Genomic DNA, 26,469 nt, shown 5'->3' with positions numbered 1-26,469 from the left:
CAGGCCGGCGGTGGGATCAGCGCTCGCCTGCGATGGCGGCCGGACTAACTGACCACATCTGGAGCATGCGCGAACTGCTCACCACTGTGGTGATTCCCAGGGCCGTCAACTCTGTTTAGGCACACGGCCCACTTTCGCACTTTCGCACTTTCGCACTTTCGCACTTCAGTCCCTCGGCTCCGGTAGCGGATACTCCACGTCGACGCCGTCGTCGCGCGGCGGGGGGAGCATGCGCTCCTCGGCGTCCATCGCCGCCAGCTTGCGGCGGTTGCGGCGGCGGCGCGGGATCCAGGCGGCCAGCACCAGCACGGTGGCGATGAACCAGATCAGCGCCAGGTTCGACAGCGCCAGCAGCCAGCCGTAGCGGCGCTTCACGTCGCGCGCCCACTCCGTTTCGAACTGCCCCAGCGTGATGCCGAAGGTGGCGCGCATCGCCCGGTCCAGGCTCCCCGTCTCGCGCCAGCTGCGGAAGAGCAGCGCCATCCCCCGCTCTCCCCTGGTCCTGCGCAGGTGGTCCACGGCGGTCGCGGAGAGGAGGTAGGCGAAGCGCGCCCGCTCCGCGCCCGCCGGCCACTCCAGCGCCAGCGAGTCCAGCGGGGGAACGCCGCCCACCAGGAACGCCACCCTGAGCTGCCACGCCCCCTCCACGTCCCACCCGCCCGAGGCCACCTCCGCGTACCCCTCGGTGAACCACCGCGGCACCGGCTCGGGGACGGCCTGGGCCAGCAGCAGGTGCGCGATCTCGTGCCGCAGCAGCACGCTCGCCTCCTCCTGCCGCACCTGCCTGGACGGGTAGGTGGGGAGCACGATGGTGCGCAGCGCGGGGATCGCCACGCCCCCCGCCCACTCGGGAAAGCCGCCCGTCGCCTCGCGGAACGCCGCGGGGCTCGGCGCCAGGACGATGGTGGTGGAGTCGGGCGCGGCGCGGCGCCCCAGGCCGGGGTAGGGGAAGGAGTCGAGCGCCGCCGCCAGCACCTCGCGCGCGAGGGCACGCTGCCGGGCCACGTGCACCACGCGCACCGAGCCTGAGACGAGCGTCTCGGGCTCCTGCGCCCGCGCCTCCCCCGTCGCGAAAGACGCGAGGACGAGCGCGGCCGCGGCTGCGAAGGTGCGCGGGAGCTTCGTCGGCTTTACCAGGGCACGAGCCTTCAGTGACGAGTGCCGGGAGCCCGTCGGACGAGACGGGCGCCCGGCACCGGGCACTCAGGAATCAAGAGGGTGTTACGAGCCTGCACCAGAGATACGCTGTCATCCTGAGGGCGCACACACCGAAGTCGCTTTTGCACAAGCGCTTGTGCGCCCGAAGGATCTGCGGGTGGGGACTCGCGCGTCTGCCTGGCTCACGCTCGGACCCGGCCCGCAGATCCTTCGTCGCCGCCCCGGCATCCGCTCATTCCGCTGTTCCGGCGCAGGCGGCTCCTCAGGATGACACCCTGGGGATTCGGGTTCGTAACACCCTCTAAGGGCTAAAGCACTAAAAGACTTAGCACTTGGCACTTGGCACTTGGCACTTGGCACTTCGCACTTCGCACTTCGCACTTCGCACTTCGCACTTCGCACTTCGCACTTCGCACCTCGCACTTCGCACTATCCCGCGAACGACACCGCCGCCCCCGCCTCCAGCTGCTTGAGCGCCTCCCCGCAGCGCTCCCCCCACACGCTGAAGCGGTTGGCCTCCACCCCCTGCCGCCACGCCTCGGCGGCCGCCTTGCGGTTGCCCTGCAGGTAGAAGGTGCGGCCCATCTCGTACCACGCCTCCAGCATCCCGGGGCCCAGCTCCAGCGTCTTGCGGAAGAAGGCGCGCGCGTCCTCGTACATCTCGCGGTCCAGGTACAGCAGCCCCATGTAGAAGTGCGCGTACAGCGACGCCTTGCGGTCCTGGTCCTGGCGGATCGCCTTGGAGAGGTGCTCGATGGCCTCGCCGAAGATCCCCTTCTTCAGGCAGATGTACCCCAGGTTCACCCGGGCCAGCGGGTTGTTGGGGTCCTTCGCCAGCACCTTGTAGTAGGTGAAGAGCGAGTCGTCGTACTGGCCGCGCAGCATCTGCGCCCACCCCAGCAGGCTCTCCGCGTGCGGGTCGTCGGGCGCCAGCTCCAGCGCGCGCTCCAGCTCCTTGATGGCCCGCGCGTGGTCGCCCCCCGCGATCGCCGTCCAGCCGCGCTCCACGTAGGTGCTGCTCCCCAGGTGGTCGGAGACCACCGACTTCTCCGGCTTCCCCTTCTCCGCCCGGCGCGGCTTCTCGGGCGCCAGCTCCTTGTAGCGCTGCACCAGCTCGCGGATGCTCTCCTTGAAGGCCGTCATCCGCTCGATGGCGCCCTCCGCCTCCTTGAAGAGCGCCACGATCTCGTCGCGCACCTTCTCGCGCTCGCCGGCGCCCGCGGCGTCCAGCTCGGCGCGGATCCGCTCGCGGCGCTCCTCCAGCGCGGCGAAGTACTCGTCCGTCGTCATCCCGCCCACGTCACTTCCCCGCGGGCTTCGCCGCCGTGCCCGCCGCCTCCTCGCCGCGCCCGCCCACGCCGGAAAGGAGCAGCGCCATCCGCTCCTGGCTGGAGAGGATCTTCTCCAGGTCGAGCAGCACCACCAGGCGCCCTTCCAGCCGCACGAGCCCGCGCAGGAACTCGGCCGAGAGCCCCTTGAAGAACGCCGGTGGCGGCGACACGGCCGTCTCCGGCGCGCGCAGCACCTCCGTCACCGCGTCCACCACCAGCCCCAGCCGCTCGCCCTGGAAGTCCACCAGCACGATGCGGGTGTCGTCGTCGTAGGCGAGGCTCGGCACCTCGAAGCGCTTGCGCAGGTCGACCACCGGCACCAGCGCCCCGCGCACGTCCAGCACTCCTTCCACGAAGGCGGGCGCCTTGGGCACCGGCGTGGGCTCCTGCCAGCGCAGGATCTCGTGCACCTGGAACACGTCGAGCCCGAACTCCTCGCCGCCCACCTTGAAGGTGACCAGCTGCACCTGGGGCACGGCGGCCTGCCGTACGTTTCTCACCGGTCCTCCCCGGAAAGGGTGGTCTGCCCGCGGAGCAGCTCCGCGAGGTCGATCAGGTTCACCAGCCGCCCCCCCACCCGCGCCACCCCCGCCACGAACAGGTCGCGCTCGCCGCCCGTGTGCGGCGCGGGCCGGTAGGAGTCGGGCGTGAGCGTCATCACCTCCTCCGCCGCGTCCACCGCCACGCCGATGCGCGCCCCGCCGAAGGAGAGCACCAGCACCGCCGGCCGCTCCGCCGTGAGCGCCAGGTCCAGCAGCGGCGCCACGTCCAGCACCGGCACCAGCTCGCCGCGCAGCCGCAGCACGCCCAGCAGGCGCGGCGGCATGTCGGGGAGCGGGTGCACGCCCTGGCGGGTGACCACCTCCTCCACCAGCCGGACGTCGCAGGCGTGCCACTCCCCGCCCACGCGGAAGGCGATCACCTGCGCCTGGTCCTCCGCCACGCGCTCGCGGAAGGGCCGGTAGTCGGTCGGCGTCGTCTCAGCGCTGCTCATGCCTGCTCGTGTGGGTCGCGGTTCCGCACTTCGCACTTCGCACTTCGCACTTCGGTTTGGGCGTGTCCCTCCGCTGCGCTCCGGGCCGGGCTGCGCGCGCCGTAGGGCACGATACGACTGTGCCCAACGGCGCCGGGCCCCCTCCGCGCCCAACCCCCGGCGCTCCGGGGTCCCGGCCCTCCGGGCGCGCATCCCTCACGCGGGCATCCGTCGCGGCGATGAGCTCCGTAGGGGCGAGCCTGCGAGTCCGTGCGGAGTCTGCATCGTCTCGTAACCCCGCCTCTCGCGCACCGTCCGCCGTCCGCCGGTCGAAGCAGGCCTCGCCCCTACGAAACCGCCGTCCCCGCACCGAACCCGTCGAGTCCACCCTCTCCCGAAGTTGGGAGAGGGTTGCCGCTCTAAGGCGGCGGGTGAGGGCCCCCGCGGCCGCGCCGAAGCCCGCTACTCCTGCCTCTGCTCCGCCTGCATCGCCGCCCGCTCGTCCACCGCCCGCTCGATCCCCGCCGGGATCCCGGAGAGCGGGAGGACGGCCGTGGCGTACTCGGCCGCCGCGTGCGGCATCCCGTAGATCACCGACGTCTTGCGGTCCTGCGCGATGCCAACGCCCCCCGCGGCCACGATCCCGCGCAGCCCGTCGGCCCCGTCGCGCCCCATCCCGGTGAGCACCACGCCCACGCTGCGCGCCCCGTACGCCTCGGCCACGCTGTGGAAGAGGTGGTCCGCCGCCGGGCGCACCCCCCACACCGCCGGCCCCTGGTCCAGCGCGATGCGCGCCTCGCCCCCCTCGCCGCGCACCACGCGCAGGTGATAGTCGCCCGGCGCCAGGTACACGTGGTCGCGCCGCACCGGCTCGCCGTCGGCCGCCTCGCTCACCGGCAGGCCGTGCAGTCCGTCCAGCCGCTCGGCCAGCGTGCGGGTGAAGCGCGCCGGCATGTGCTGCACCACCAGCACGGCCGCCCCCAGCGGCACCCTGAGCTTCGGCAGCAGCTCCACCAGCGCCCGCGGGCCCCCGGTGGACGCCGCGATGCAGACCGCCACCTCCGGCCCCTGGGCCGCACCGCGCCGCAGCCGGCGCGCCGCGGGCGGGCGCTTCGCCGCCTCCTCCGCGCGCTGGTACACGCGCACCGGGAGCATCGACAGGTTCGCCGCGGCCGCCGCCCGCAGCGCCTGCAGCAGCCGGTCCTGCACCGACTCCAGGTTCAGCGAGATCGTCCCCGACGGCTTGGCCACGAAGTCCACCGCGCCGTAGTCCAGCGCCCGCATCGTCGCCTCCGCCCGCTCCGTGGTGTACGCCGAGAGCATCACCACCGGCCGCGGCGTCTCGCTCATGATGTAGCCGAGCGCCGAGAGGCCGTCGAGCCCCGGCATCTCCACGTCCATCGTCACCAGGTCGGGGTCCAGCTGGTGCACCTTGCGCAGCGCGTCGTTGCCGTCCCTGGCGGTGCCCACCACCCGGAACTCCTCGGTGGCCGAGAGGATGTCGCTGATCACCCGCCGCATGAAGGCGCTGTCGTCCACCACCAGCACCGTGTGCCGGCGGGCCTCCCCCGTCTTCCCGGAGCGGGGCTTCGAAGGCCTAGAGGACGACATCGGGCTTCCCCACCGAGGTGACCACCGTCTTCCCCTCGCCCACCGTGAAGCGCACCGAGCGGCCGAAGTCGCCCCCCACCGCCTCGGCCAGCACGGGGATCCCCGCGCGCCGGAGCGCCTCGCGCGCCGCGCGGACGTTGCGCTCGCCCATGTTGAGCGAGCCCGGCACCATCAGCGAGGTGAACATCGACGCGCCGCCCACCAGCCGGGCCTCCATCCGCCCCGTGCGGCCGCCCAGGCCCTCCAGCTCCTTCAGCAGCAGCGGCACCGCCGTGGAGGCGAACTTGGCGGGGTTCGACTGGTCGCGCGCGAGCGCCGGCTCCGGCAGCAGCACGTGCGCCAGCCCGCCCACCCGGGCCAGGCGGTCGTGCAGCAGGATGGCCACGCACGAGCCCAGCCCCAGCGTCACCAGCACGTCCTGCGCGCCGCCCGTGGCGTGGTGCGCCACCCGCACGAAGGTCTGCCGGTTCATGCGGGCTTCTGGAAGATCCGTTCGCGGTTGTTGACCGGGCGGAAGAGCGTCCGCGCGATCCCGATCAGCGTCTCCACCTTTCCCATCACCAGGAACCCGCCGGGGAGCAGCGAGTCGTAGAAGTCCTTGAAGAGCCGCTCCTGGATGTCGCGGTCGAAGTAGATCACCACGTTGCGGCAGAGGATCAGGCTCTGCTCGCGCTCCGGCTCGCCCGAGATCAGGTCGCGCCGCAGGAACCTCACCCCCTGCTGCGCCTCGGGGCGGATGCGGAAGGGCGGCCCCGGCGAGAACCACTTCTCCGCCAGGTGCGGCGGCGTCTCGGAGAGCGACAGCTCGGGGTAGACGCCCCGCTCCGCCGCCTCCAGGCTCCGGCGGTCGATGTCGGTGCCCACGATCCGCACCCGCCCGAGCTCGGGCCTGCGGTGGTGCCGCTCGGCCCACTCGTGGAAGAGGATGGAGACGGTGTACGCCTCCTCGCCGCTCGCGCTTCCCGCGCTCCACACCCGCACCGGCCCGGGGCGGGCGAAGAGGTGCGGCACCACCTGCTGCTCGATGGCCGCCCACGTCTCCTGGTTGCGGAAGAACTTGGTGACGTTGATGGTGAGCGTGTCCAGCAGGTGCTCGTACTCGCCCGCGTCGCGGTCCAGCAGGGCCGCGTACTCGGCGAAGGTGTGCTGCCCGCGCGCCCGCATCCGCACCGCGATGCGGCGGCGCAGGCACTTGTCCTTGTAGAACGAGCAGTTGAAGCCCCGGTCGCGCTCGATCTTGCGCTTGAGCTTCTCCAGCTCCTCCTCGTCACCCTCCAGCGGCAGCGTGAAGGACAGGTACGGCGGCAGCGGCGGCGTCCCGCTCATCGCAGCACGTTCTCCACCAGCTCCAGGTTGGTGCGCACCACCGTGTTGTGCGGGTTGAGCTCCAGCGCCCGCCGCCACAGCGCCACCGCCTCGGCGCGGTCCATCCGCTTGTAGTGGATGTTCCCCAGCCGGAAGTACACGTCGTCGCCGAGCGCGGGGGCGAGCTGCACCGCCCTGCGGTACTCCTCGGCCGCCTCGTCGTAGCTCCCCCGGCGGTAGAGCGCGTCACCCAGCGCCTTGCGCGCCTGCGGCACCTCGCCGTCCTCCTCCACCGCCCGCCGGTAGGCGGCCTCGGCCTCGGCCCACTCGCCGCGCCGCTCGCGCACCGCCCCCAGGTGCAGGTGCACGTACGCCGAGTGCGGGTGCGCCTCGGCCCCCTCCTCGCCCAGGCGCACCGCCTCGTCCGCCCGCCCCGCCGCGGCCTCGGCCAGCGGGGCGAAGGCGTAGTACGCGGCCGGCGGGCGGGCCTCGCCCAGCACCTCGCGGTACCTGGCGAACGCCTCGCGCGCCGCGTGGGGGTCGCCCTGCTTGAGGAGGAGGATGGCGCGCGACAGCAGCACCTGCGGCCGCTTCGGGGCCCGCCGCGCCGCCTCCTCCAGCGCCATGCGCGCGTCGCCCGCCCGCCCCAGCCGCTCCAGCGCCAGCGCCATGTCGTGCAGCGCCGAGGGGCGCACCCCGCCCAGCTCGACCACCTCCTTGAGGTAGCGCAGCGCGAAGCGGTCGTCGCCCTTCCTGAGCCCGATCAGCCCCAGGTGGAAGCGGGCGTCGGCGTTGTTGGGCTGCAGGTCGGCCACGCGCCGGAACTCGCGGGTGGACTCCTCGTACATCCCGGTCTTGTAGAAGGCGATCCCCAGGTTGCGGTGCTCGTCGATGCGCGCCTGGGGCACCTCGCGCGCCTGCGCCGCGCGCCGGCCCACGGGGTGGGCGAGGCCCGCCTGGATGAGCCCGAAGATCGCCTTGCCCACGTCGAACTCCACCATCCCGCTCTCGTCGATCACCTCCTGCACGCTCCTCTTCCCGTCGACCAGCGGGAGGAGCTTGCGCTGCTCGTCGGAGAGCTCGAGGCCCTCGACGGACTTGGAGCGGTCGATCTCGAACACCAGCTCCAGCGAGGGGATCTTCTTCTCGATCAGGCTCCACTCGTCGATCCGCCGCGCCCCCTCCAGCAGGAGGTTCTCGGGGTTGATCGACACCAGCATGGCCCCCTCCTCGGGGCGCTGGCCGGGCTCGAACTGGAAGCTCCCCTGGTTCCAGGTGAAGAGGAAGTAGACCGCCTCCTCGATCTGGACGCGGATGTGGTGCTCCAGCTGAGCACGGGTGATGGCGCCCCTGCGCACCAGGATCTCGCCCAGGCGCGTCCCCGGGCTCTTCGCCTGCTCGTCGACGGCCGCCGAGAGCTCGGCGGCGTCCAGCATCCCGTTCTTCACCAGCAGGTCGCCCAGCCGGTCGCGCCGGTTGACGATGGAGGCGTAGGTGATGCGCCCGCGGTCGAAGTAGATGTAGCCGAAGTTGGAGCGGTCGGTGAGCGAGAGGCACCCCGTCTTCTGTCCCATGGCCAGCAGCTGCAGCACGTCGGGGAGGCCGGCCTCGCGCAGGTTTCCCTTGATCGCCATCGTCAGGCCAGCTCCTCGATCAGCCGGTCTTCCAGCGCCAGCCACCCCCAGGCCACCTTCTCGGGATTGTTGAAGTACCAGCGGTCCACCGTGGGCTCGGCGGGCGCGGCCGCCTCGGCCTTGCGCTCGGCCGCGGCCCGGGCGGAGAGGAGGAGCGCCTCGGCCTCGGCCACGCGGTCGGGGTCGGAGAGGACGTGGGCGGAGGCCGCGGTGGGGTCCAGCGCGATCAGCTCGGCGGCGATCGCGCGCAGCCGCTCCAGGTCGGCCGCGAAGCCGGAGAGGAGCGTGTCGACGTCGGGGGCGCTGTCGGCCTCCAGCGCGTGCTCCAGCCGCCGGGTGCGGATCCCCTCCCCCTCGTAGCGCAGGATCGCCTCGGCCAGGCGCTTGCGCCACGGGTCGGTCTCCACCAGCTGCTCGACGGTGCTGACGATGTCGGCCAGGTAGGCGCTGAACTCGTCGGCCGGCTCCTCGGCCTCCGCCGCGAGCCCCACCACCGCCGCCACCTCGCCCGGCGCCACCCGCCGCGCCTCGTCCGCCTGCACCCGGGCGACGCGGTCGAGCGCCGCGTGCAGCTCGGGCGCGCCCTCCAGCGGCAGCTCGGCGATCCTGAGGTCCACCCCCTCGGCCAGCTCGACCCCGCGCTCCCGGGCGCCGCGGCGGACCAGGGCCAGGCGCGTCTCGGGCTCGGGCGGGGGGATGTCGATCACCAGCCCGCCGGCCAGCCTGGCGCGCAGGCCGTCGTGCAGGTCGGGGATCTCGGCCGGGGGGACGCGGCTGGCGAGCACCACCTGGATCCCCGTCCACACCAGCTCGTCCCACACGGCGAGCAGCTCCTCCTGGGTGCGCGCCTTCCCGGCGAGGCGGTGCACGTCGTCCAGCAGCACCAGGTCGCTCTCCAGCAGCTCGTCGCGGAAGGTGTCGACCGTCCCCGCGCCCACGGCGCTGGAGAGGTCGTCCACCATCTCCTCGGCGGTGCGGTGGTAGACGCGCAGCTCGGGGCGGACGGCCAGCGCGAGCGCGCCGACGGCGTGCAGGAGGTGCGTCTTGCCGACCCCGGGCTCGCCGTGCAGGAAGAGCGGGTTGTAGCTGGTCCCCGGGCTCTCGGCGGCGCGGCGGGCCGCGGCCGCGGCCATCTGGCTGCCGGGGCCCTCCACGAAGGTGTCGAAGGTGAAGCGGGGATCCTGCTCGAACCTCATCGGCTGGATTCGGGCGTCGGGTCGGGGGCCGGGTGTTCTCGTGGTGGGGGGAACTGGAAAAACCTATCCGCATCAGCCCGAAGAAGCCAGCCCGGCAGGGCGCGGGTGAAGGCTAAACTCCTGCTTGTGCGTCAAGAACCCGATTGATCAGAGGGGATGCGTGTCCAGCCACTCCTGGATCAACGTACGCATCTCCACGAACTGGATTTCGGTGGGCCTGACGTGGAGACCGTGGCACAGGGTGGGCAACTCCGCCCGGAACTGGCTGTAGCGCGCGCGGATCCTGGCTTCACCGGGAACGCGGGCCGCGCCTCCCAGTGCGGTGGCGAGCATCGCGCGAACGGCGGCGATCACCCGGGTGGGCTGGTCGCGGTGCGAGCGGATGTCCTGGCCGGCGATGTCGGAGCAGAACTTCTGGTAGCGGTACGGCTCGGTGTCCAGCACCAGGGAGCGCTTCCGCCGCTGCTCCTCGTCGCCGTACTCCTGCGCGCCCAGGAACAGCCCCAGTTCCAGGGGCATGTTGAACCGCGGGAGGCCGGTCGCCGGGTCGGATTGGACGCGCGAGATGTCGTGGATGCCGTAGCGGCACTCGCGGATGATGCGCTTGATCTTGCGGATACGCTCTTCCCCGCTGTCCTCCACCTCCAGCGCGCTACGGGCGGTGAAGCCGCAGTCGTGAACTGTGAACACGGTGGCGCGAAAGAGCGGGCGGTAGCGGCTGTCGAACGGGCAGTTGATGAATACGCTGCGGTCGTACCCGTCCGCCGTCACGCCGCCCTGGGCATCTTACGCGACTGCGCGGCAGTCGCCTTGGCCTGCTTGGAGGCGGCACCGCGACCCGATACCTTCCGGGCGCGCGCCGCCTTCGCTGCAGCCTTCCGCTCGCTCTCCGCCTTTACCGCCAGCACCGCCTCGCGGATCTGCGTGCGGGTGAACCGGCCGCAGACCTCGCTCTCGTCGATGACCAGGGTGCGCCAGGGCTTCTTGCTCGCCATGTGACCACCTCTTTTTGCTTCGCCTCGATGCTGCCGCGGCGGCTTGCCCGCCTTGGCGGCAGCCTTCCGCTCGCGCTCCTCTTTGGCCTTGAGGATTACGGCGTCGATCTGCTCACGCGTGAACCGGCCCGTCTCCTCCGGCACGAGAACCGTCCGCCAGGGCTTCTTGCTGGCCATGCAGCCTCCTCCGCTCGGGTGTCCTCACCAATCTAACACCCGGGTCCAGTCCGTCCAGATGTCGGTGCGAATACGCCACGCGGAGCACACGTCCGCCGCAACACCGCTCTCCGGTGTGCGCTACGCCCCCGCGCCCGCCGGGGTGACGCCGCGGCCGAAGCGCTGCGAGAGGCGGCGGAGCACCTGCTCGCTGATCCCCCGGAGGGTGTCGAAGACGCCGGCGCCGGCCAGGGCGCGCGCCTCGTAGCGCGGGAGGTCGCGGTAGTTGAGCAGGTCGTCCATCTCCTCCACGCTCAGCACGTCGGGGAGGTCGCGCTTGTTGTACTGCAGCACGATGGGGATCTGCCGCGGATCGACGCCCTGCTCCAGCAGGTTCACGTGCAGGTTGCGCAGGCTCTCCACGTTCTCGTCGGCCTGCGCCCGCTGGCTGTCGGCCACGAACACGACTCCGTCGGCGCCCTGCAGGACGAGCTTGCGGGTGGCGTCGTAGTAGACCTGGCCGGGGACGGTGTAGAGCTGGAAGCGCGTCTGGAACCCCGAGATTGTCCCCAGGTCCAGCGGGAGGAAGTCGAAGAAGAGCGTCCGGTCGGTCTCGGTGGCCAGCGACACCATGCGGCCGCGGCGCTCCTCGGGCACCTGGCCGTAGATGTACTGCAGGTTCGTGGTCTTCCCGCTCCGCCCCGGACCGTAGTAGACGATCTTCGAGGTGATCTCGCGGGTCGAGTAGTTGACCAGGGACATTCGGTCTCCGCTTCGCCGTAAAGTACTGAATGCTAAGTGTTTTAGTCCTTAGTGCTTGGTGTTTTAGTGCCCAGTGCCCAGTGCCCAGTGCGGAGCTACTAAGGACTAAGGACTAAAAGACTAAAGCACCTTCGCACTCGCCGTTCATCCTTCCCCGAACACCGTCTCCAGCCCCGCCTCCAGGTCGCGCTCGAACGCCTCGGCGTCGGCGGTGGGGCGCAGCTGGGCCCAGCCGGGGAGCGCCGCCACCTCGCGCACGAACTCGGCGAAGAACACCTGCACCAGGCCGAGCGAGGAGTCCTCTCCGAAGACGGCGATCGCGATCAGGTCCTCGGCCGGGGTGCGGAAGGGGCCCAGGAACACCTGCGCCGCCGCCCCGCCCTGGTGCAGGTGCTTGAAGCCGCCCTCGCCCACCATCACCGCCAGCGCGTGGCTGCTGGCGTGGATGCCGGCGCCGAGCGCCGCCACCCCCATCACGTCCAGCGCCCGCGCGAAGCCGCGCTGCGCCAGCACCTGGCCGCTCTCGTTGATCAGCAGCACCAGGCGCAGTCCGGCCTCGCGCGCGAACCGGTCGACCGGCTCGGTGAGGGCGCCGACGAACTGCGGCAGGTCGGCGCGCCTCATCCCAGCGCCTCGACCACCTTCGCGGCCTCCAGGCGCACCAGGCCCACGTTCACCCAGCGCTCGGCGATCACCACCAGCAGCAGGTCGCCGAGCTGCGGCGGCGCCGCGGCGAAGAGCAGCCCCTCGTCGCCCTCCACCTGCACGAACGACGCGGCGCCGAACTCCGCGGCCTCCACGCTCCGGCGCGCGCGGCGGAAGATGGAGGCCACCAGCGCGGCCACCGCCTCGCCGGGGACGCCGTACATCAGGTCTTCCTCGACCACCAGGCCGTCGTCCAGCGCCACGACCATGGAGCCGCGCACGCCGCTCACCCGGTTCACCCGGTCCAGCAGCTCGCCGTAGGCGCTCACCGGCCCTCCGAACCCAGTGCGGCCAGGAAGCGCTCGGCGGCCTCGCGGGCGCGCCCCGCCACGCGCAGCACCCACCCGGTGGGCACCTCGCGGCTCCCCGCCACGGCCACCATCCCCCCGTCCGCCGTCGGCGACAGGCGCACCACGTGCTCGGGCGTCTCCACCAGGATCCCCCGCCAGCTCCCCAGCCCCAGGTGCCGCAGACTGCGCTCGGCCTCGAACGACGCGGGCGAGAGCACGGCGGCGATCTCGGGCCCCCGGTCGCGCCCGCCCACGTGCAGCTCCCCGGCGACCACGAACCCCTGCGCGTCCAGCATCACCGCCCCCACGATCCCCCGCTCGCCCGCCAGCGCGTGGAGCTCGCCCGCCAGCACCTCGAACTCGCGCCCGCCCTGCCATCCGCCGGTGGACGGTTCCGCCTCGGTCGGCGCGGCAGGTGCGAAGTGCGAAGTGCGAAGTGCGAAGTGCGAACTGCTGTCGGTCGTCCCGGCCGGCGCTGCGGCGTCGGACGGCGCGGGGGCCGGAGACGCGGCGCCGGCGTCCGCCCGGGCCTCGTCGGACGGCGGGGCGGGGGAGACCGGCGCGGCCGGAGCGTCGGCGGACGCGGGAGGCGCGGCCGGAGCCGGCGTCTCGGCGACGACCTGCCGGCTGTCCCCTGTCCCCCGTCCCCCGTCCCCTCTCCCGCGTCCCCTCCCGCCGCCCTCGCGGGAGCGCGCCCACGCCTCTTCCAGCGCCAGGCGCACCTCGTCGTCCATCACGTCGAGCTCGCGGGCGCGGTCCAGGTGCCTGACCGCCTGCTCCCAGTCGCCGCGCGCGTAGTAGAACAGGCCCAGCTCGCGGCGGGCGGCCAGGTGCTCGGGGGCGAGCGCCACGGCGGTGCCCCACTCGTCCTCGGCGCGCACCAGGTCGCCGGCGTCGCGGTAGAGGAGGCCCAGCAGGTGGTGCGCCTCCACGTCGTACGGGTGGCGCTCCAGCCCGCGCACCACCAGGCGCAGCGCGGCGTCGTGGCGGCCGGCGGCGCGGTAGTGCTCGGCCAGGGGGAGGAAGGCGCGGCTCCCCGGGTCGGCGGCCACCTCCTCGCTCCACTGCCGCACCTGCTGCGGAGAAGCGCTCATCCCACCTCCCGGTCCAGCGCGGAGAGGAGCGCGTCGGCCGCGGCGCGGGCGCGCTCGGCGTTCTCGCGGCGCGCGGCGTCGCCGTCCTCCAGCCGGAGATACGTGGCCCACGCCTCTTCCGCCCGGTGGAAGTCGCCCGTGCGCGCGGCGGCGAAGCCCAGGTGGTAGTGCGTCGTCGCGGCCAGCGGATCGAGCGCGGCGGCGCGGCCCAGCGAGATCACCGCCTCGCCCCAGCGCCCCAGGTTGCGCTGCGCCTCGGCCAGCATCAGCCACACCTCGGGGCGGTCGGGGTGGGCGCGGGAGAGGTCGTCCAGCAGCCGGCGCGCCCGGTCGGGGTGCCCGTCCGAGAGCGCCAGGCGCGCCTCGCCCAGCGCGTCGCGCAGCGGGCGCTCCATCGGCGCGGCCGTCTCGGGGGGGCGCTCCTCCAGGATCTCCACGATCCCCGTGGTCACCAGCCCGTAGACGATCTTGGCGATCTCGAAGTCGCCGCGCCCCAGCGTGGCCGAGATCTCCTTGAGCGTCCGCACGCCGTCGATCTCCGCCAGCACCTCCCACTCCGACGGGTGCAGGTCCAGCGTGGGCCCCTCGGCCGACTCGCTCACCAGCGCGGGGATCACCCCCATGTGGGGGACCTTGGACTCCAGCGTGCTCCACTCGTCGATCCGCCGCGCCGCCTCCATCAGGAGGCTCTCGGTGGGGACGCGCACTCCCACGCCCCCGTTCTGCGGCACCGGTACTTCGTCGAAGCGGAAGTAGCCGTCCTTCCAGCGGATCAGCTCGAAGATCGCCTCCTGGATCTGGAAGCGGAGCTGGCGCTTGAGGTCGTCGGCCGAGATGACGCCCTGTTCGACGAGGATCGCCCCCAGCGGCCGCCCCGGCTCGCGGTCCTGCGCGCGGCGGGCGTGCTCGATGTGGCGCTCGGTGACCTTGCCGGCGCGCAGCAGCAGGTGCCCGATGCGCTCGTGCGCCTCGCCCAGCTCGGCGCCCACCACCGCGCCCCGGTCGAAGCGCACCACCGCAGGCCGGTGGCGCGACTCGTGGGTGATGGTGAGCGTCCCCGTCTTGCGCGACAGGTCCAGCAGCTGGAAGACGTCGGAGAGCGCGAGCTCGCGCAGCGGTCCTTCGATCGCCATCGCCCGGCCTCAGCCCGTGGGCGCGGGCGCCGCCGCGGTGTGGAAGACGTGCGCCAGGTCCAGCGCCGTGGCGATGTTCTCGCGCGCGGCCACCGCGTACTCGCCGTCGGGGTCCGCCTCCACCGCGCGCCGCCAGTGCTCGATCGCCTCGCGGAAGCGCCGCTCCGCCGCCGCCACGCTCCCCAGGTGGAAGAGCGCCTCGGCGCGGTCGGGGTCGAACTTCAGCACGCGCAGGAAGGCCGTGCGCGCGTCGGAGCGCCGCCCCTCGTCCATCAGCACCTGGCCCAGGAGGAGGAGCGCGTCGAAGTGGTACGGGTCGCCCTCCAGCAGGTCGACGAGCACGTCCACCGCCTCGCCGAAGCGCCCCCCCGCGCGCTGCGCCTGCGCCAGGAGCAGCGCCCCGTCCGCGTACGTCGGCAGCACGTCGAGCGCGGCCCGCGCCTCCGTTACCGCGTCGTCCGTCCGCCCGCGGTCCAGGTACAGCCGGCCGAGCTCCAGCCGCGCGGCCACGAAGTCGGGGTCGTGCCGGATCGCCAGCCTGAGCGCCCGCTCCGCGTCGTCGGGCTTCCCCGCCGCGACCGCCGCGCGCCCCAGGTGGCGCAGGAGCGCGGGGTCCTTCGGCGACAGCTCGCAGGCGCGCGAGAAGACGCGCACCGCCTCGCCGGCCTCGCCCTGCAGGAGGAGCGTCTCGCCGAGCACCTGGAGGTTCTCGACGCGGTCCGGGTCGTGCTCGTGCACGGCCTCCGCCGCCTCGCGCGCGTCGTCCAACCTGCCGAGGCGGAGCGACGCCCGGGCGCGGCCCGCGAAGGCGCGCGAGTGGTCCTCGCCCCACGGCTTCCCCTCCAGCCGCGCGACCGCCGCGTCGAAGCGCTCCAGCGCCTCGCCGTCGAGCCCCTGGCGGAGGAAGAGCTGCGCGGTCAGCAGCGCCGCCTGCACCGGGTCCGCCCCCGCGACGGCCACGCGGCGGATCTCCGCCAGCGCACGGTCCAGCAGCCCCTTCGACAGGTAGTCCTCGGCGAGGGCGAACGCGTCCGCGGGCGGGCCGGCCGGCGCCTCGGGCGCGGAGGGGGCGGGCGCCAGCTCCTGGAAGATGGCGTCCAGCGCCGCGTCGTCGAAGGCGAAGCTCTCCACCGCCTGGCCCTCGCCCAGGCGCTCCGCCGCGTCCAGCTCGGGGGCCAGCACCTCGGCGTACTCGAACTGGAGGTCGATGGCCAGCTTGTAGCGCGGCGTGGTGTAGTAGGGATTGAGCTCCAGCGCCCGCTTGGTCTCGCGCAGCGCCCCCTCGAAGTCGCCCAGGTTGGAGAGGACGAAGGAGAGGTTGTAGCGCGCCTCCGCGTGGTCGGGGTCGGCCTCCACCGCGCGGACGAAGGCGTTGCGGGCCTCGTCGTAGCGGCGCGTCTCCATCAGCACCGCGCCGATCCCGTTCCACGCCGACGCCGCCTCGGGGTTGGACTTGAGCGCCGCGCGGAAGGCGTCGAGCGCCGCGCCGTGGCGGCCGCGGCGCAGGTACATCAGCCCGCGGTTGCACCACGCGTCCACGAAGCCGGGGCGGAGCGTCACCGCCTCGCCGAACGCCTGCTCCGCGCCCTCCGCGTCGCCGCGGTGCAGCCGCACCACGCCCAGGTTGTTCCACGCCAGCGCGTACGCCGGGTCGTTCTCGATCGCCCGCCGGTACCCCGCCTCGGCCTCGGCCACGTCGCCCGTCTGGTGCAGCAGCACCCCGCGCTCGTTCCAGAGCTTGGGGCTCTTCTCGTCCTCGGCCAGCAGCCGGTCGTAGAGGTCGAGCGCCTGCGACGTCTTCCCCTGGAGGAGGTGCACCTCGGCCATCGCCTGGCGGGCCAGGTGGGGCTCCTCGCCGCGCTCCAGGGCGCGCTGGAACTCGCGCAGGGCCTCGTTGTAGAGGCCCTTCTGCCGGAAGGCGATCCCCAGGTTGTAGTGCGCCAGCGCCTCGCCGGTCGCGACCTCGGGGCGGCGGACGCGCCCGCCGACCAGCTCCTGGTAGCGCGCCGTGCTGTAGCGGTCGAGCGAGAGGTTGGCCTGCGCCTTGGCGAACTGCGGGTTGAGCTGCATCGCCCGCCTGGACGACGCGGCCGCCTTCTCCATGTCCTGCATGTCGCCGTAGACGAAGGCCAGCACGTAGTGCGCGTCGGCCAGGTCCGGGTTCAGCTCCACCGCGCGCACGAGCTCCCGGAGCGCGTCGTCGTTCAGCCCCCGGTTGTAGAAGAGCTCGCCCACGTAGAAGTGCAGCACGGCCGAGTCGGGGTCCGCCTCCAGCGCGCGCTGGAACCACTCCATCGCCGCCTCGAAGTTCCCCCCCGCCTTCTCCGCCTGGCCCAGCTGGATGAGGACGCCGAGGTCGTCGGGCGCCTGCGCGTGCACGCGCTTCAGCTCCGCGACGGCGCCCGCATGGTCGCCCGTGTTCAGGTAGGCTTGAGCGAGGCGCGTCCTGGCCTCCACGTCCGTGGGGTCGTCGCGCAGCCGCTCGCGCAGCTCGCTGATCAGGCGGTCGTAGTAGCCGGTGTTGAAGTAGGCGATCTCCAGGTTGCGCTGGGCGACGACCATCTTGGGGTCGATGGCCAGCGCGCGCTGGAACTGTTGGATCGCCTCCTCGTGGAGGCCCTTGTTGAAGTAGAGGACGCCCAGGTTGTTGTGCGCGCCCGCGTCGGCCGCGTCGATGCGCTGCGCGAAGCCGCGCAGGATGCGCAGGTCGCGCTCCGAGTGGGGCGGGCGCTGCGGCGGCTCGGGGGCGGCGGGGTCCAGCAGCTCAGGCAAGGCGGATCGCCTGGAGGATGATCTCGAGCGACTCCACGTCGGGCAGCAGCAGGAACTGCCCCTGCACCACCTCGTCCCCCTCCATGAGGAACTCCGTCTGGATGCAGAAGACGTAGTCGCGCTCGTGCCCGAAGTTGGTGTAGGCCGTGGTGAGCACGGCCCCGCAGAGGTCGATCACCAGCGAGGGGACGGACGGCAGGAGCATGAGCCCCATGAAGTCCGACAGCGCGTTCATGTACGCCGCGGAGAGGATGTTGCCGGCCTCCTTGATGGCGCTCTGCTCCAGCTCGCCGAAGACGTGGCTGGTCCCCGGCTGGCGGTGCATGAGGATCTCGGCCAGGCGCATCGCCGCGTTGCGCGGGAAGATGAGCAGCGTCCGCCCGGTGAGGTCGCCCAGCATGTGCATGAGCACCGCCGCCACCACCTCCGACGGGTTGCCCATGATGTCGGGGACGTCCTCCAGCGCCGTCACCTGCAGGCGGGGGACGTTGATCATGATGCGGGTGTTCGTCATCTGCGACAGCGCGGTGGCCGCGTGGCCCGCGCCCATGTTCGACACCTCGCGGAGGGCGTCGAGCTGGATCGCCCCCAGGTCCCGCAGGTCGAGCGTCATCGTCGGATCGCTCCCGTTCGTCATCCTCTGAAGAGAAACATCAAGCTGCAACTTCAACGGCAACTACGGCTTCGGGCGTGTCCCTCCGCTGCGCTCCGGGCCGGGCTGCGCGCGCGGTAGGGTACGATACGACTGTGCCCAACCGCGCCGGGTCACGTTCGCGCCCAACCCCCGGCGCGCCCGTGCCCCGGCCCTCCGGGCGCGCATCCCTCACGCGGGTCTCCGTCGTGAGGATGAAGTTCCGTAGGGGCGAGCATGCGAGTCCGTGCGAGGGTGGCGCCAGCACATCGGCCGCCGCTCGCGCACCTGCCGGCATCCGCCGGGCGAGGCATGCCTCGCCCCTACGAAGACCCGTCTCCCGCACCGTGCCGTAAGTCACTCCCGCCCTACGCCCATCTCCCCCGCGCTCACCGAAGCCTGCCCTGCAGCCTCCCCCGCGCAGCCGGGGGAGGTGGCGAGCCCCAGCGAGCCGGAGGGGGCCCTATCCGTTCGCCGCCGCCCCCAGCAGGCTCCCCGCGTCCAGGATCAGCGCCGGCCGCCCGTCGGAGAGGATCGTCGCGCCCGAGAAGAGGCGCAGCGTGTCGCTGGTGGCGTCGAACTGCTTCACCACGATCTCCTGCTGGCCCAGGAGCGCGTCCACCTCGATCCCCACCCGCTGCTCGCCCACCTCCAGGATCACCGCCGCGCGCTTGGGCCCCTCCGGCGGCGCGCCGTTGGTGCGCAGGATCGAGCGCATGGCGTGCAGCGGCACCACCTCGTCGCGGATGAAGGCCACCGTCTTCCCCTTCACCGTGCCGACCTCGTCGGGGAGGAGCTGGATCGTCTCGCCCACGTGCGTGAGCGGGAGCGCGTACGTCTCCCCGCTCTGGCGCACCAGCAGGGCGCGCACGATCGCCAGCGTCTGCGGGAGCTGCAGCGTCATTTGCGTCCCCTCGCCCGCGCGGCTCTCGATCTCCAGCAGCCCGCCGAGCGCCCGGACGCGCGTGGCGACGACGTCGAGCCCCACCCCGCGCCCCGACACGTCCGTCACCGTCTCGGCGGTCGAGAAGCCGGGGCGCACGATCAGGCGGTGCACCTCCTCGTCGCTCATCGCCTCGGCCTCCTCGCGGGAGACCAGGCCCGTCTGCGTCGCCTTGCGCAGCACCTTGCCGCGCTGGATGCCGCGGCCGTCGTCCTCCACCCGGATCAGGATGCGCGAGCGCTCGCGGCTGGCCAGCAGGCGCAGCGTCCCCGTCTCGGGCTTGCCGGCCGCGCGGCGCTCCTCCGGCGTCTCGATCCCGTGGTCCAGGGAGTTGCGCAGCAGGTGCACCACGGGGTCGCCGATCTCGTCGAGCATCGAGCGGTCCAGCTCGATCTCCTTCCCCTCGATCACGAAGTCGACCTTCTTCCCCAGCGCCCGCGCCGCGTCGCGCACCAGGCGGGGGAAGCGGTCGAACACCTGCGACACCGGCGCCATGCGGGCGCGCATGATCTCGTCCTGCAGCTCGCCGATCAGCCGCGACGCCTGGTCCACGCTCTCGGCCAACTCGGCCTCGGCGCCCGTGGCGAGTCTCCGCAGCCGGTCGCGCACGATCACCAGCTCGCCCACCTGGTTCATCAGCGCGTCCAGCCGGCGCAGGTCCACGCGTAAGCTGCGCACCCGCCCCGCCGCGCCCACCGCCACCCGGCCGCCCGCGCTCTCCTGCGCCTCCTCCTCCGCCGCCGGCGCGGAAGCGACCGGCGCATCGGGCCGGTGCTCGACGACCTCCACCTCGTCCACCTCGCCCACGGAGAGGAGCGCGTCGCGCACCTCGTCCCCGGGGTTCGGGGTGCGCAGCACGAAGCGCACGACCCCCGCGAAGTCGGCCGCGTCGAAGGTGGCCTCGGCGGGCTCCACGCCGCTCACCTCGCCCAGCTCGCGCGCCCGGCGCAGCGCCATGAACGCGCGCACGCCCGGCAGCAGCGCGCCGCGGGCCACGGCGACGCGCACGCGGAGCGCCTCCTGCTGCGGGTGCGCGGCCACCTCCACCGTGCCGGGGTCGCCGTCGTCGAGCGAGACCTCGGGGGCGTAGTAGTCGAAGGCGCGGTCGTCGCCGGCGGCCGCGCGTAGGCTGGTGAGCAGCGCCTCCAGGTCGGGCTCCTCGTCGGCCTCCTCGACCGCCGCCTCGATCGCCTTCTCCAGCGCATCGCACGCCTGGAAGAGGAGGTCGATGGTCTCGGGCGAGGCGTCGGCCTTCCCCTGCCGGATGCGGTCCAGCAGGTTCTCCATCTCGTGGGAGAGGTCGGCCACGGGCCGGTAGCCCATGGTGGCGCTCATCCCCTTGATGGTGTGCACGGCGCGGAACACCCCCTCCACCGCCTCCCGCGAGCCCGGGTCGCTCTCCAGGCTCAGCAGGAGGTGGTTGATCGTCGAGACGTGCTCGCGCGACTCGGAGAGGAAGAGCTCCGCGTACTGGGACAGCTCCATGGGCGGGGTTACATCCTTGGAAAGTCCTTAGTCCTGAGTCCTCAGTCCTTAGTGAGCGGGTACTAAAGCTAAAGCACTAAGGACTAAGCACTAAGGACTAACGGGGTTCAGCCGAGGACTCGCTGCACGGCCTCGAGCACGCGCGAAGGCTGGAAGGGCTTCACCACGAAGTCCCGGGCGCCGGCCTGGATCGCCTCGATCACCAGCGCCTGCTGCCCCATGGCGCTGCACATCAGGATCTTGGCGTTCGGGTCCTCCTTGATGATCTCGCGCACGGCGTCGATCCCGCCCATGTCGGGCATCACGATGTCCATCGTCACCAGGTCGGGCTTGTGCTGGCGGTACTTCTCCACCGCCTGCAGCCCGGTCTCGGCCTCGGCCACGATCTGGAAGCCGGCCTGGGTGAGGATGTCGCCGATCATCGTCCGCATGAAGATGGCGTCGTCGCAGATCAACACGGTTTGACTCATCGAGCCTCCGGTCTCAGGGGCGGATGGGTTGGAAAGTCACGGGGCCGGGTCAGGCCAGGATGCCGGCGAAGAGCTCGTCGGGGTCCACCGCGACGAAGATCTCCTCGTCCACCTCGCCCACGCCGCGCAGGTAGGCACGGTCCACCCTCAGGGAGCGCAGCGTCTCGGCCGAGGTCTCCAGCGAGCCCGGGTCCACGCTGGCGATGCGCGCCACCTCCTCCACCGCCATCCCCACCAGCTTCCCCTGGTGCTCCACGATCACGATGCTGTGGTCGGGGTGGCGCCGGGCGGGGGGGAGGTTCAGGCGGGCGCCCAGGTCCAGCACGGTGACGATGCGCCCGCGCAGGTTGATCAGCCCGCACACGTGCGCGCCGCTCCCGGGGAGCGGGGTGTAGGGGCGGCTGGGGATGATCTCGCGGATGCGGTCGATGGGGATCCCGAAGCGGTGCCCGTCCACGACGAACAGCACCATGCGCTCGGGCTCGACCACCTCGTCGGCCGCCACGGCGGCGGCATCGGCTTCGGTGTCGGTGTGGAGCATTGCCGGCCTGGGGGGAGACTCCGCTCGGGGAGGTGAGCGGAACAGTATAGCGGGGGCACCTTTGCGGGTCAAGCAACGGCCCCGTGCACACCGGGACCGCGAGGGTGCCAGGGTGCCGCGCCGGTGCCGCCATTTCCGCGGCGCGTCAGGCAGCGTGCGGATGTCGTGGAGAGGCGAGCGCAAAACATCCGGCGCATGAGGCCGCGATGACGATCCCGTACGACGCAAAGGCGGGCTGGCACAAAAACTTACAGCGCAAGCCGCCCCTGCGAAAATTTATTACGACATGACCCGGCCTCGTCACCCGGCGCCGTCGTGACGGCGCTGGTGTGGAAGGCCATCCATCGCCGCCCCCGGCAGGTGATCCCCGATCTCCAGGCTCGGCCGCTTCTCCAAGCGCGGGGTTTGCAGTCGAAGCGGATGCGACCGGGCCCTCCCTGGCCAGGGGACGCGTCCCGATCGTGGTACGGGAGATCTCTGCGTCGCCGGCTTGCGGCCTCTTCCAGCCCCTGAACCAACGCGCCATGTGCCGTCAACGCGTTCCGCTGCTGGCGATCGTCGCTCTCCTGGCGCTGGCGAGTGCCGGGGGTCTGGCGCAGGAGAGCCCGCGGTTCAGCGGTGCCTGGACGCTCGACCCGGAGCAGAGCGACGACATCGACGCGAAGATCAACGCGTCGATCGCGGGGATGAACTTCGTCGTGCGCCAGGTCGCGCGCTCGCGGCTGCGGACGACGAACGTCCCCTACCCGCGGCTGATCTTCTCCTTCGACGAGAATGTCAGCGTAGACATGCCGGGGTACCCGTCCGTCTCGAGCCCGGCGAACGGGCAGCCGGTATTCTGGCACCGCCGGACGGGCCGCCCCTGCACCGAGATGCGAGACGCCTGCGTGGTGGTGACGACCACGTGGGAGGACCAGGCGCTGGTGCAGACCTTCCGTTCGGAAGACGGCCAGCGCCAGAACGTCTTCACGGTGAGCCCGGACGGCACGAGGCTGACGATGGTGGCTACGATGACCAGCCCTCGCCTGTCGGCGCCGCTCGTCTACCGGCTCGTCTACACGCGGTCGCCGTAAGGACGCACCGCCCGGCCTGGGGAGCGCTCCGACGCGCTTCGTCTCGCCTCGATCAGGGATTCCGCCGTACGCCGCCCGCGCGCATCAACGCCGCGCCGCCGCCCACGACCGGCACCGTGAACGACGTCCCCGCGAGATCCACCGTCAGCCGTGTTCCCGCCCTCGGCCAGAGCGTGAACTCCGGGTCGCTCGACATGATCATGATCCCGAGCTGCCTCCCCGCCGGGATGACCTGGTCGTCCGGCTCGAGATCGAAGGTCAGGTCGTAGTACCTCCCCGGGACGAGCGGATCACCGCGGCGCTTCGACTCGTAGACGCCGCCGCGCGTGAGCGACGCGTGGTTCTGGATGTCGGCCCACCCGCGCGTCACCACGCCGGCGCGGCTGGCGGCGCCGATCCGGGTCGAGTCGTAGGGCAGGGTCACGAGCCACACGCTGAGATTCGCCGCGGGCCGGTCGGCGGCTACGCGTATGGTGACGCGCGGCGTGCCGGAGATGCGCAGCGAATCCGTCAGGGGCGCCGTCGCGAAGAGCAGGCGATGGGCCGAGCGTGGCGCGCCGGCACTGGCGCTGCCGGTGACGGCGGCGTCGTCGACGATGGAGTCGAGCCCTCGCGAGGGCTGGAGGGCGAGCGGGGCGATGCCGTTGCCGCCATCCGTGGGATAGAGCCGGACGGGCGCCGACCCCGGCACCGGGAACGACGCGAACGGAACCGGCGCCGGCATCGCACCACGCTGGCCCGACGCACGCGCCGCTGCAGCGGCCGAATCGGCGGCGGTGCTCGACACGATCCACACCGGCGGGTCGCGGCGGACGCCGTTGTCCACGCCGAAGAGGTAGTGCGTGAACCAGCGGTTCACCATGTCGGCGGGCGGATCGCCTCCGTGGCCGCCCTGGTGGAGGTACAGCGAGACGGGCAGTCCGGCCGCCTTCATCGCCTCGTAGATCCGCACGCTGTGCGACGGCATGACATTGAAGTCGTTGAGCCCGTGCGCGAGCAGCACCGCCGCCCGGATGTTCCGCACGTACGGCAGCAGCTCGCGCGCAGCCCAGAAGTCGTTGTAGTCGCCGGTCCTGCGGTCCTGCCCTGAGGCGAAGACGCCGCCCTTCCAGATGCGGTCGCACACGGTGCGCGTGGCGGGAGGGCCGCTGGCCACGAAGTCGTAGAGCACGTCCACGTCTTCGCCGAGATACCCACCCGGCGAGCGCACCAGCCCGTTCGAACGGTAGTAGTGGTAGTAGGACGTGTTCGCGGAGACCGGGATGACGACCTCGAGTCCCGCGACCCCCGTCGTCGCCGCGGCGAGTGGCAGCGTGCCCTCGTACGACGTGCCGATCATCCCCACCCTGCCCGTCGACCACGACGTCGCCGACACCTCCTCGGCGCCGTTCGGAGTCGTATAGCCTTTCGCGCGTCCGTTCAGCCAGTCGACGACGAACTTCATCGCGGTACGCTCCGGCGTGTCGCCCACCGTCACGCATCCCTGGGAGCGCCCGGTGCCCGGCGCATCCGAATGCACGACGGCAAAGCCACGCGGCACCCACGTACGCACGAGCTGGTTCGAGATGCGGGTGCGGGTCGAATCGTGCGGGGGGCCGAGCATCGAGCCGCGCGGCGGGGAGGGATCGCCCAGCTCCTGGCGCACGTTCCAGAACGCGGACGTGCGCGCGACGCCGGCGAAGTAGGGGCTCGACCCGTATACGACCGGCACCCTCAGGCCCTCGGTCTCCGTCTGGCGAGGCCGCGTCACCGCCACGTGCACGCGATCGCTGCGGCCGTCGCGGTCGGAGTCGAAGTCCGTTTCGACCCAGAGATTCTGGCGAATCCACTGCGCGGAATCGGCGAAAGCCGGAACGACCTGCGCCATGCCGTTCACGAAGACCGGTCCGGCGCGTTGCGCGTGCAGCGGCGCGGCGCAGGCCAGCATGAGCGCGGCGGCGATGCCGGCGCGGCGCGAGAGCCATTCAGTCATGGGCGCGTCTCAGTGGTGCTCGTTCAGCCGAGGGAAGACGGGAGCGACGGATACCCGGGCCGGGCAAGCGGGCGACGTGAAGGTTACCGATTCCGTGCCGGTGCGAAAGGGGGAGCAGAAGCGCCCGAGCTCGCCTGCTTCCCTTCCTGAGTGGTCAGCGCATCGCAGCCACCCCTGCCCGCGTGGGCGCAGGGCGAGGCGCAGAGCCGCCGGGCTGTCGTGGGATTCGTGGAAGTAGGCAGATCGGAGCGAACGGGTACATGCTCCCGGCCGCCTGTGCCAAGCCGGTCGCGATGGTGTCCGCGAGCCGGCCTGCCGGCAGCAGGATGGAATCAGGCGTGATCGTCCTCTGTGAACGGTGACGAGGACACCGGCGGCCTGTTGCGAACGACGGAAGGGACAACTCCGGCGGGGGATCAGCGCGGGGAATCACCCCGGCGTCAGACCCGCGCCCACGCCGCGGCGTCCGCCAGGTCCGGCGGCAGCGGCGACTCGAAGCGCATCGGCTCGCCCGTCGTGGGGTGGGTGAAGCGTAGCTCGGCCGCGTGGAGGAACTGGCGGGGGACGCGCCTGGCCAGCCCCGCCGCCCAGCCGCGCTCCGGCCCGCTCACCCCCCGCTCGCGCGCGGACGCGTAGGTGCGGTCGCCGACGACGGGGTGGCCCAGGTGCAGCAGGTGTACGCGGATCTGGTGCGTGCGTCCCGTCTCCAGCTCCGCGCGCAGCAGGTCGGCCGCCGGCCAGCGCTCCAGGCGGGAGAAGTGCGTCCGCGCCGGGCGCCCGTCCGGCACCACCGCCATCCGCTTGCGGTCCGTCGGGTGCCGCCCGATCGGCGCGTCCACCGTCATCTTTTCCTGCGGGAGGTGGCCCCAGCAGGCGGTGAGGTAGGCACGCCTGATCTGGCGACGCTTCAGCTCGTCGGAGAGGACGCGGTGCGCCTCGTCGTTCTTGGCGATGAGCAGCAGTCCCGAGGTGTCCTTGTCCAGCCGGTGCACGATCCCCGGCCTGAGCACCCCGCCGATCCCCGACAGGTCGCCCACCGCGTGCAGGAGCGCGTTCACCAGCGTCCCCGAGCGGTGGCCCGCGGCGGGGTGCACCACCAGGCCGGGCGGCTTGTCGATCACCGCCAGGTCGCGGTCCTGGTAGACGATGTCCAGCGGGATCGCCTCCGGGGCGACGTCCGAGGGCTCGGGCGGGGGGACGGCGACCGAGACGCGGTCGCCGGGGGCGGGGCGGTCCTTCTTCTTCGGGGCCGCGCCGTTGAGGCGGACGTGGCCCTCCTCGATCCACTGCGCGGCGCGCGAGCGGCTGACGCCGAGCCGCGCCGCCAGCCAGGCGTCGAGCCGGTCGCCGGAGGCCTCCTCCACGACCAGCTCGACCGTCTCCTCACTCCCCGGCGTCATCCGCGACGGGGTCCGCGGTGGGGTCCAGCTCGTGCTCGATCTTCTTCTCCTCGCGCCAGAGGCTGAAGGCCAGCATCAGCGCGCCCACCGTCACCGCGATGTCGGCCACGTTGAACACCGGCCAGCGCACGTCGCCCACCCCGAAGTCCAGGAAGTCCACCACCCCGCGCGAGGAGCGCACCCGGTCGATCAGGTTGCCGATCGCCCCGCCGGTGACCGAGGCGATGGCGATCAGGCGCAGCTTGTCGCCCCACGGCGTCCCGCGGTACATGAGCCAGAGGACGACGACCGCGACGGCGGCCAGCCCCATGAAGATCCACCGCGAGCTCTGGCCCAGGTTCAGCCCGAACGCCGCCCCGCGGTTGAAGATGTAGGTGAGGCGGAAGACGTCGCCCAGCACGGGCACCGGGTTGTAGAGCTGCAGCGAGCGCTCCACCACGAACTTGGTCACCTGGTCCAGCAGGATCACCCCGCCGACGGTGCCCAGGTACAGTCCGAGCTTGCGCCGCTCCGCGTCCGCCTGGCTCAGCGCCCGCGCCCCGCGCATGCTCTCCGTCATCACCGATTCAGTCATGCGTCGTCATCCAGAGTGGCTTGGAACCACACTTCGCACCTCGCACTTCGCACCGCGGTTTCGGGCGTGTCCCTCCGCTGCGCTCCGGGCCGGGCTGCGCGCGCCGTAGGGCACGATACGACCGTGCCCAACGGCGCCGGGCCCCCTCCGCGCCCAACCCCCGGCGCTCCGGGGTCCCGGCCCTGTCGGGCGCGCATCCCTCACGCGGGTCTCCGTCGTGAGGATGAAGTTCCGTAGCGGGCATGCGAGTCCGTGCGAGGGTGGC

At 72.2% G+C, this 26,469-nt stretch carries 25 protein-coding genes; 1 reads left to right on the top strand and 24 read right to left on the bottom strand.

From position 1 onward, the window contains the following. Positions 1–165: 165 nt before the first annotated feature. From VF746_18130 to VF746_18030, 21 genes are all read right to left on the bottom strand, one after another. Positions 166–1,020 (bottom strand): hypothetical protein, encoded by an 855-nt coding sequence (locus VF746_18130; GenBank protein ID HEX8694345.1) that lies wholly within the window; start codon positions 1,018–1,020, stop codon positions 166–168. 567 nt (positions 1,021–1,587) lie between these two features. Next, positions 1,588–2,448 (bottom strand): tetratricopeptide repeat protein, encoded by an 861-nt coding sequence (locus VF746_18125; GenBank protein ID HEX8694344.1) that lies wholly within the window; start codon positions 2,446–2,448, stop codon positions 1,588–1,590. Positions 2,449–2,458: 10 nt separating this feature from the next. Continuing rightward, positions 2,459–2,989 carry a chemotaxis protein CheW gene (locus tag VF746_18120; protein HEX8694343.1) on the bottom strand — a complete coding sequence of 177 codons (531 nt, stop codon included), beginning with the start codon at positions 2,987–2,989 and terminating at the stop codon, positions 2,459–2,461. Next, the gene (locus VF746_18115; GenBank protein HEX8694342.1) at positions 2,986–3,483 is read right to left on the bottom strand and encodes a chemotaxis protein CheW; all 498 of its coding nucleotides are present in this window, start codon (positions 3,481–3,483) and stop codon (positions 2,986–2,988) included. The genes VF746_18120 and VF746_18115 overlap by 4 nt, the downstream gene beginning before the upstream one ends. Positions 3,484–3,924: 441 nt before the next feature. After that, positions 3,925–5,073: a chemotaxis response regulator protein-glutamate methylesterase gene (locus tag VF746_18110; protein ID HEX8694341.1), complete on the bottom strand. Its 1,149-nt coding sequence runs from the start codon at positions 5,071–5,073 to the stop codon at positions 3,925–3,927. Then, complete coding sequence (locus tag VF746_18105) at positions 5,060–5,545, bottom strand: chemotaxis protein CheD (GenBank protein ID HEX8694340.1); 486 nt, start codon at positions 5,543–5,545, stop codon at positions 5,060–5,062. Before VF746_18105 ends, VF746_18110 begins: the two co-directional genes overlap by 14 nt. Then, positions 5,542–6,399: a protein-glutamate O-methyltransferase CheR gene (locus VF746_18100; GenBank protein ID HEX8694339.1), complete on the bottom strand. Its 858-nt coding sequence runs from the start codon at positions 6,397–6,399 to the stop codon at positions 5,542–5,544. Before VF746_18100 ends, VF746_18105 begins: the two co-directional genes overlap by 4 nt. Beyond that, positions 6,396–8,012 carry a DUF4388 domain-containing protein gene (locus VF746_18095; GenBank protein HEX8694338.1) on the bottom strand — a complete coding sequence of 539 codons (1,617 nt, stop codon included), beginning with the start codon at positions 8,010–8,012 and terminating at the stop codon, positions 6,396–6,398. Before VF746_18095 ends, VF746_18100 begins: the two co-directional genes overlap by 4 nt. Positions 8,013–8,014: 2 nt before the next feature. Continuing rightward, positions 8,015–9,208 (bottom strand): DnaA/Hda family protein, encoded by a 1,194-nt coding sequence (locus VF746_18090; protein HEX8694337.1) that lies wholly within the window; start codon positions 9,206–9,208, stop codon positions 8,015–8,017. 147 nt (positions 9,209–9,355) lie between these two features. Further along, positions 9,356–9,979, bottom strand: coding sequence for a hypothetical protein (locus VF746_18085; GenBank protein ID HEX8694336.1), 624 nt, complete (start codon positions 9,977–9,979; stop codon positions 9,356–9,358). Beyond that, positions 9,976–10,380, bottom strand: coding sequence for a hypothetical protein (locus VF746_18080; protein ID HEX8694335.1), 405 nt, complete (start codon positions 10,378–10,380; stop codon positions 9,976–9,978). The genes VF746_18085 and VF746_18080 overlap by 4 nt, the downstream gene beginning before the upstream one ends. 120 nt (positions 10,381–10,500) lie before the next feature. Continuing rightward, positions 10,501–11,121: a GTPase domain-containing protein gene (locus tag VF746_18075; protein HEX8694334.1), complete on the bottom strand. Its 621-nt coding sequence runs from the start codon at positions 11,119–11,121 to the stop codon at positions 10,501–10,503. Between the two features lie 144 nt (positions 11,122–11,265). Next, positions 11,266–11,745 carry a roadblock/LC7 domain-containing protein gene (locus VF746_18070; GenBank protein ID HEX8694333.1) on the bottom strand — a complete coding sequence of 160 codons (480 nt, stop codon included), beginning with the start codon at positions 11,743–11,745 and terminating at the stop codon, positions 11,266–11,268. Next, the gene (locus tag VF746_18065) at positions 11,742–12,095 is read right to left on the bottom strand and encodes a roadblock/LC7 domain-containing protein (protein HEX8694332.1); all 354 of its coding nucleotides are present in this window, start codon (positions 12,093–12,095) and stop codon (positions 11,742–11,744) included. Before VF746_18065 ends, VF746_18070 begins: the two co-directional genes overlap by 4 nt. Continuing rightward, a complete protein-coding gene (locus VF746_18060) occupies positions 12,092–13,210 on the bottom strand; it encodes a tetratricopeptide repeat protein (protein HEX8694331.1) in 1,119 nt (372 codons plus the stop codon). Before VF746_18060 ends, VF746_18065 begins: the two co-directional genes overlap by 4 nt. After that, positions 13,207–14,343: a DUF4388 domain-containing protein gene (locus VF746_18055; GenBank protein ID HEX8694330.1), complete on the bottom strand. Its 1,137-nt coding sequence runs from the start codon at positions 14,341–14,343 to the stop codon at positions 13,207–13,209. The genes VF746_18060 and VF746_18055 overlap by 4 nt, the downstream gene beginning before the upstream one ends. A gap of 9 nt (positions 14,344–14,352) precedes the next feature. After that, the gene (locus tag VF746_18050) at positions 14,353–17,115 is read right to left on the bottom strand and encodes a tetratricopeptide repeat protein (GenBank protein ID HEX8694329.1); all 2,763 of its coding nucleotides are present in this window, start codon (positions 17,113–17,115) and stop codon (positions 14,353–14,355) included. Then, positions 17,108–17,752 (bottom strand): chemotaxis protein CheC, encoded by a 645-nt coding sequence (locus VF746_18045; GenBank protein HEX8694328.1) that lies wholly within the window; start codon positions 17,750–17,752, stop codon positions 17,108–17,110. Before VF746_18045 ends, VF746_18050 begins: the two co-directional genes overlap by 8 nt. A gap of 457 nt (positions 17,753–18,209) precedes the next feature. Continuing rightward, complete coding sequence (locus VF746_18040) at positions 18,210–20,174, bottom strand: chemotaxis protein CheA (GenBank protein HEX8694327.1); 1,965 nt, start codon at positions 20,172–20,174, stop codon at positions 18,210–18,212. Positions 20,175–20,281: 107 nt separating this feature from the next. After that, the gene (locus VF746_18035; GenBank protein HEX8694326.1) at positions 20,282–20,644 is read right to left on the bottom strand and encodes a response regulator; all 363 of its coding nucleotides are present in this window, start codon (positions 20,642–20,644) and stop codon (positions 20,282–20,284) included. 49 nt (positions 20,645–20,693) lie between these two features. After that, positions 20,694–21,185 (bottom strand): chemotaxis protein CheW, encoded by a 492-nt coding sequence (locus tag VF746_18030; protein ID HEX8694325.1) that lies wholly within the window; start codon positions 21,183–21,185, stop codon positions 20,694–20,696. 524 nt (positions 21,186–21,709) lie between these two features. Between VF746_18030 and VF746_18025 the strand changes: the two genes are divergently transcribed. After that, on the top strand, positions 21,710–22,258 hold the full coding sequence (locus VF746_18025; GenBank protein ID HEX8694324.1) for a hypothetical protein: 549 nt from the start codon (positions 21,710–21,712) through the stop codon (positions 22,256–22,258). Between the two features lie 52 nt (positions 22,259–22,310). On the opposite strand, the gene VF746_18020 is transcribed toward VF746_18025, so the two are convergent. From VF746_18020 to lspA, 3 genes are all read right to left on the bottom strand, one after another. Then, positions 22,311–24,230, bottom strand: a complete 1,920-nt coding sequence (locus tag VF746_18020) for a Xaa-Pro dipeptidyl-peptidase (GenBank protein ID HEX8694323.1) — start codon at positions 24,228–24,230, stop codon at positions 22,311–22,313. 440 nt (positions 24,231–24,670) lie between these two features. Beyond that, complete coding sequence (locus VF746_18015; GenBank protein ID HEX8694322.1) at positions 24,671–25,630, bottom strand: RluA family pseudouridine synthase; 960 nt, start codon at positions 25,628–25,630, stop codon at positions 24,671–24,673. Then, entirely contained in the window at positions 25,614–26,204 is a 591-nt protein-coding gene (gene lspA / locus VF746_18010; protein ID HEX8694321.1) for a signal peptidase II, read from the bottom strand. The genes VF746_18015 and lspA overlap by 17 nt, the downstream gene beginning before the upstream one ends. Between the last annotated feature and the right edge of the window lie 265 nt (positions 26,205–26,469).

The sequence above is a fragment of the Longimicrobium sp. genome (assembly GCA_036389795.1).
Taxonomy (GTDB): Bacteria; Gemmatimonadota; Gemmatimonadetes; order Longimicrobiales; family Longimicrobiaceae; genus Longimicrobium.
This window is presented reverse-complemented; position numbering and strand designations above follow the sequence as displayed.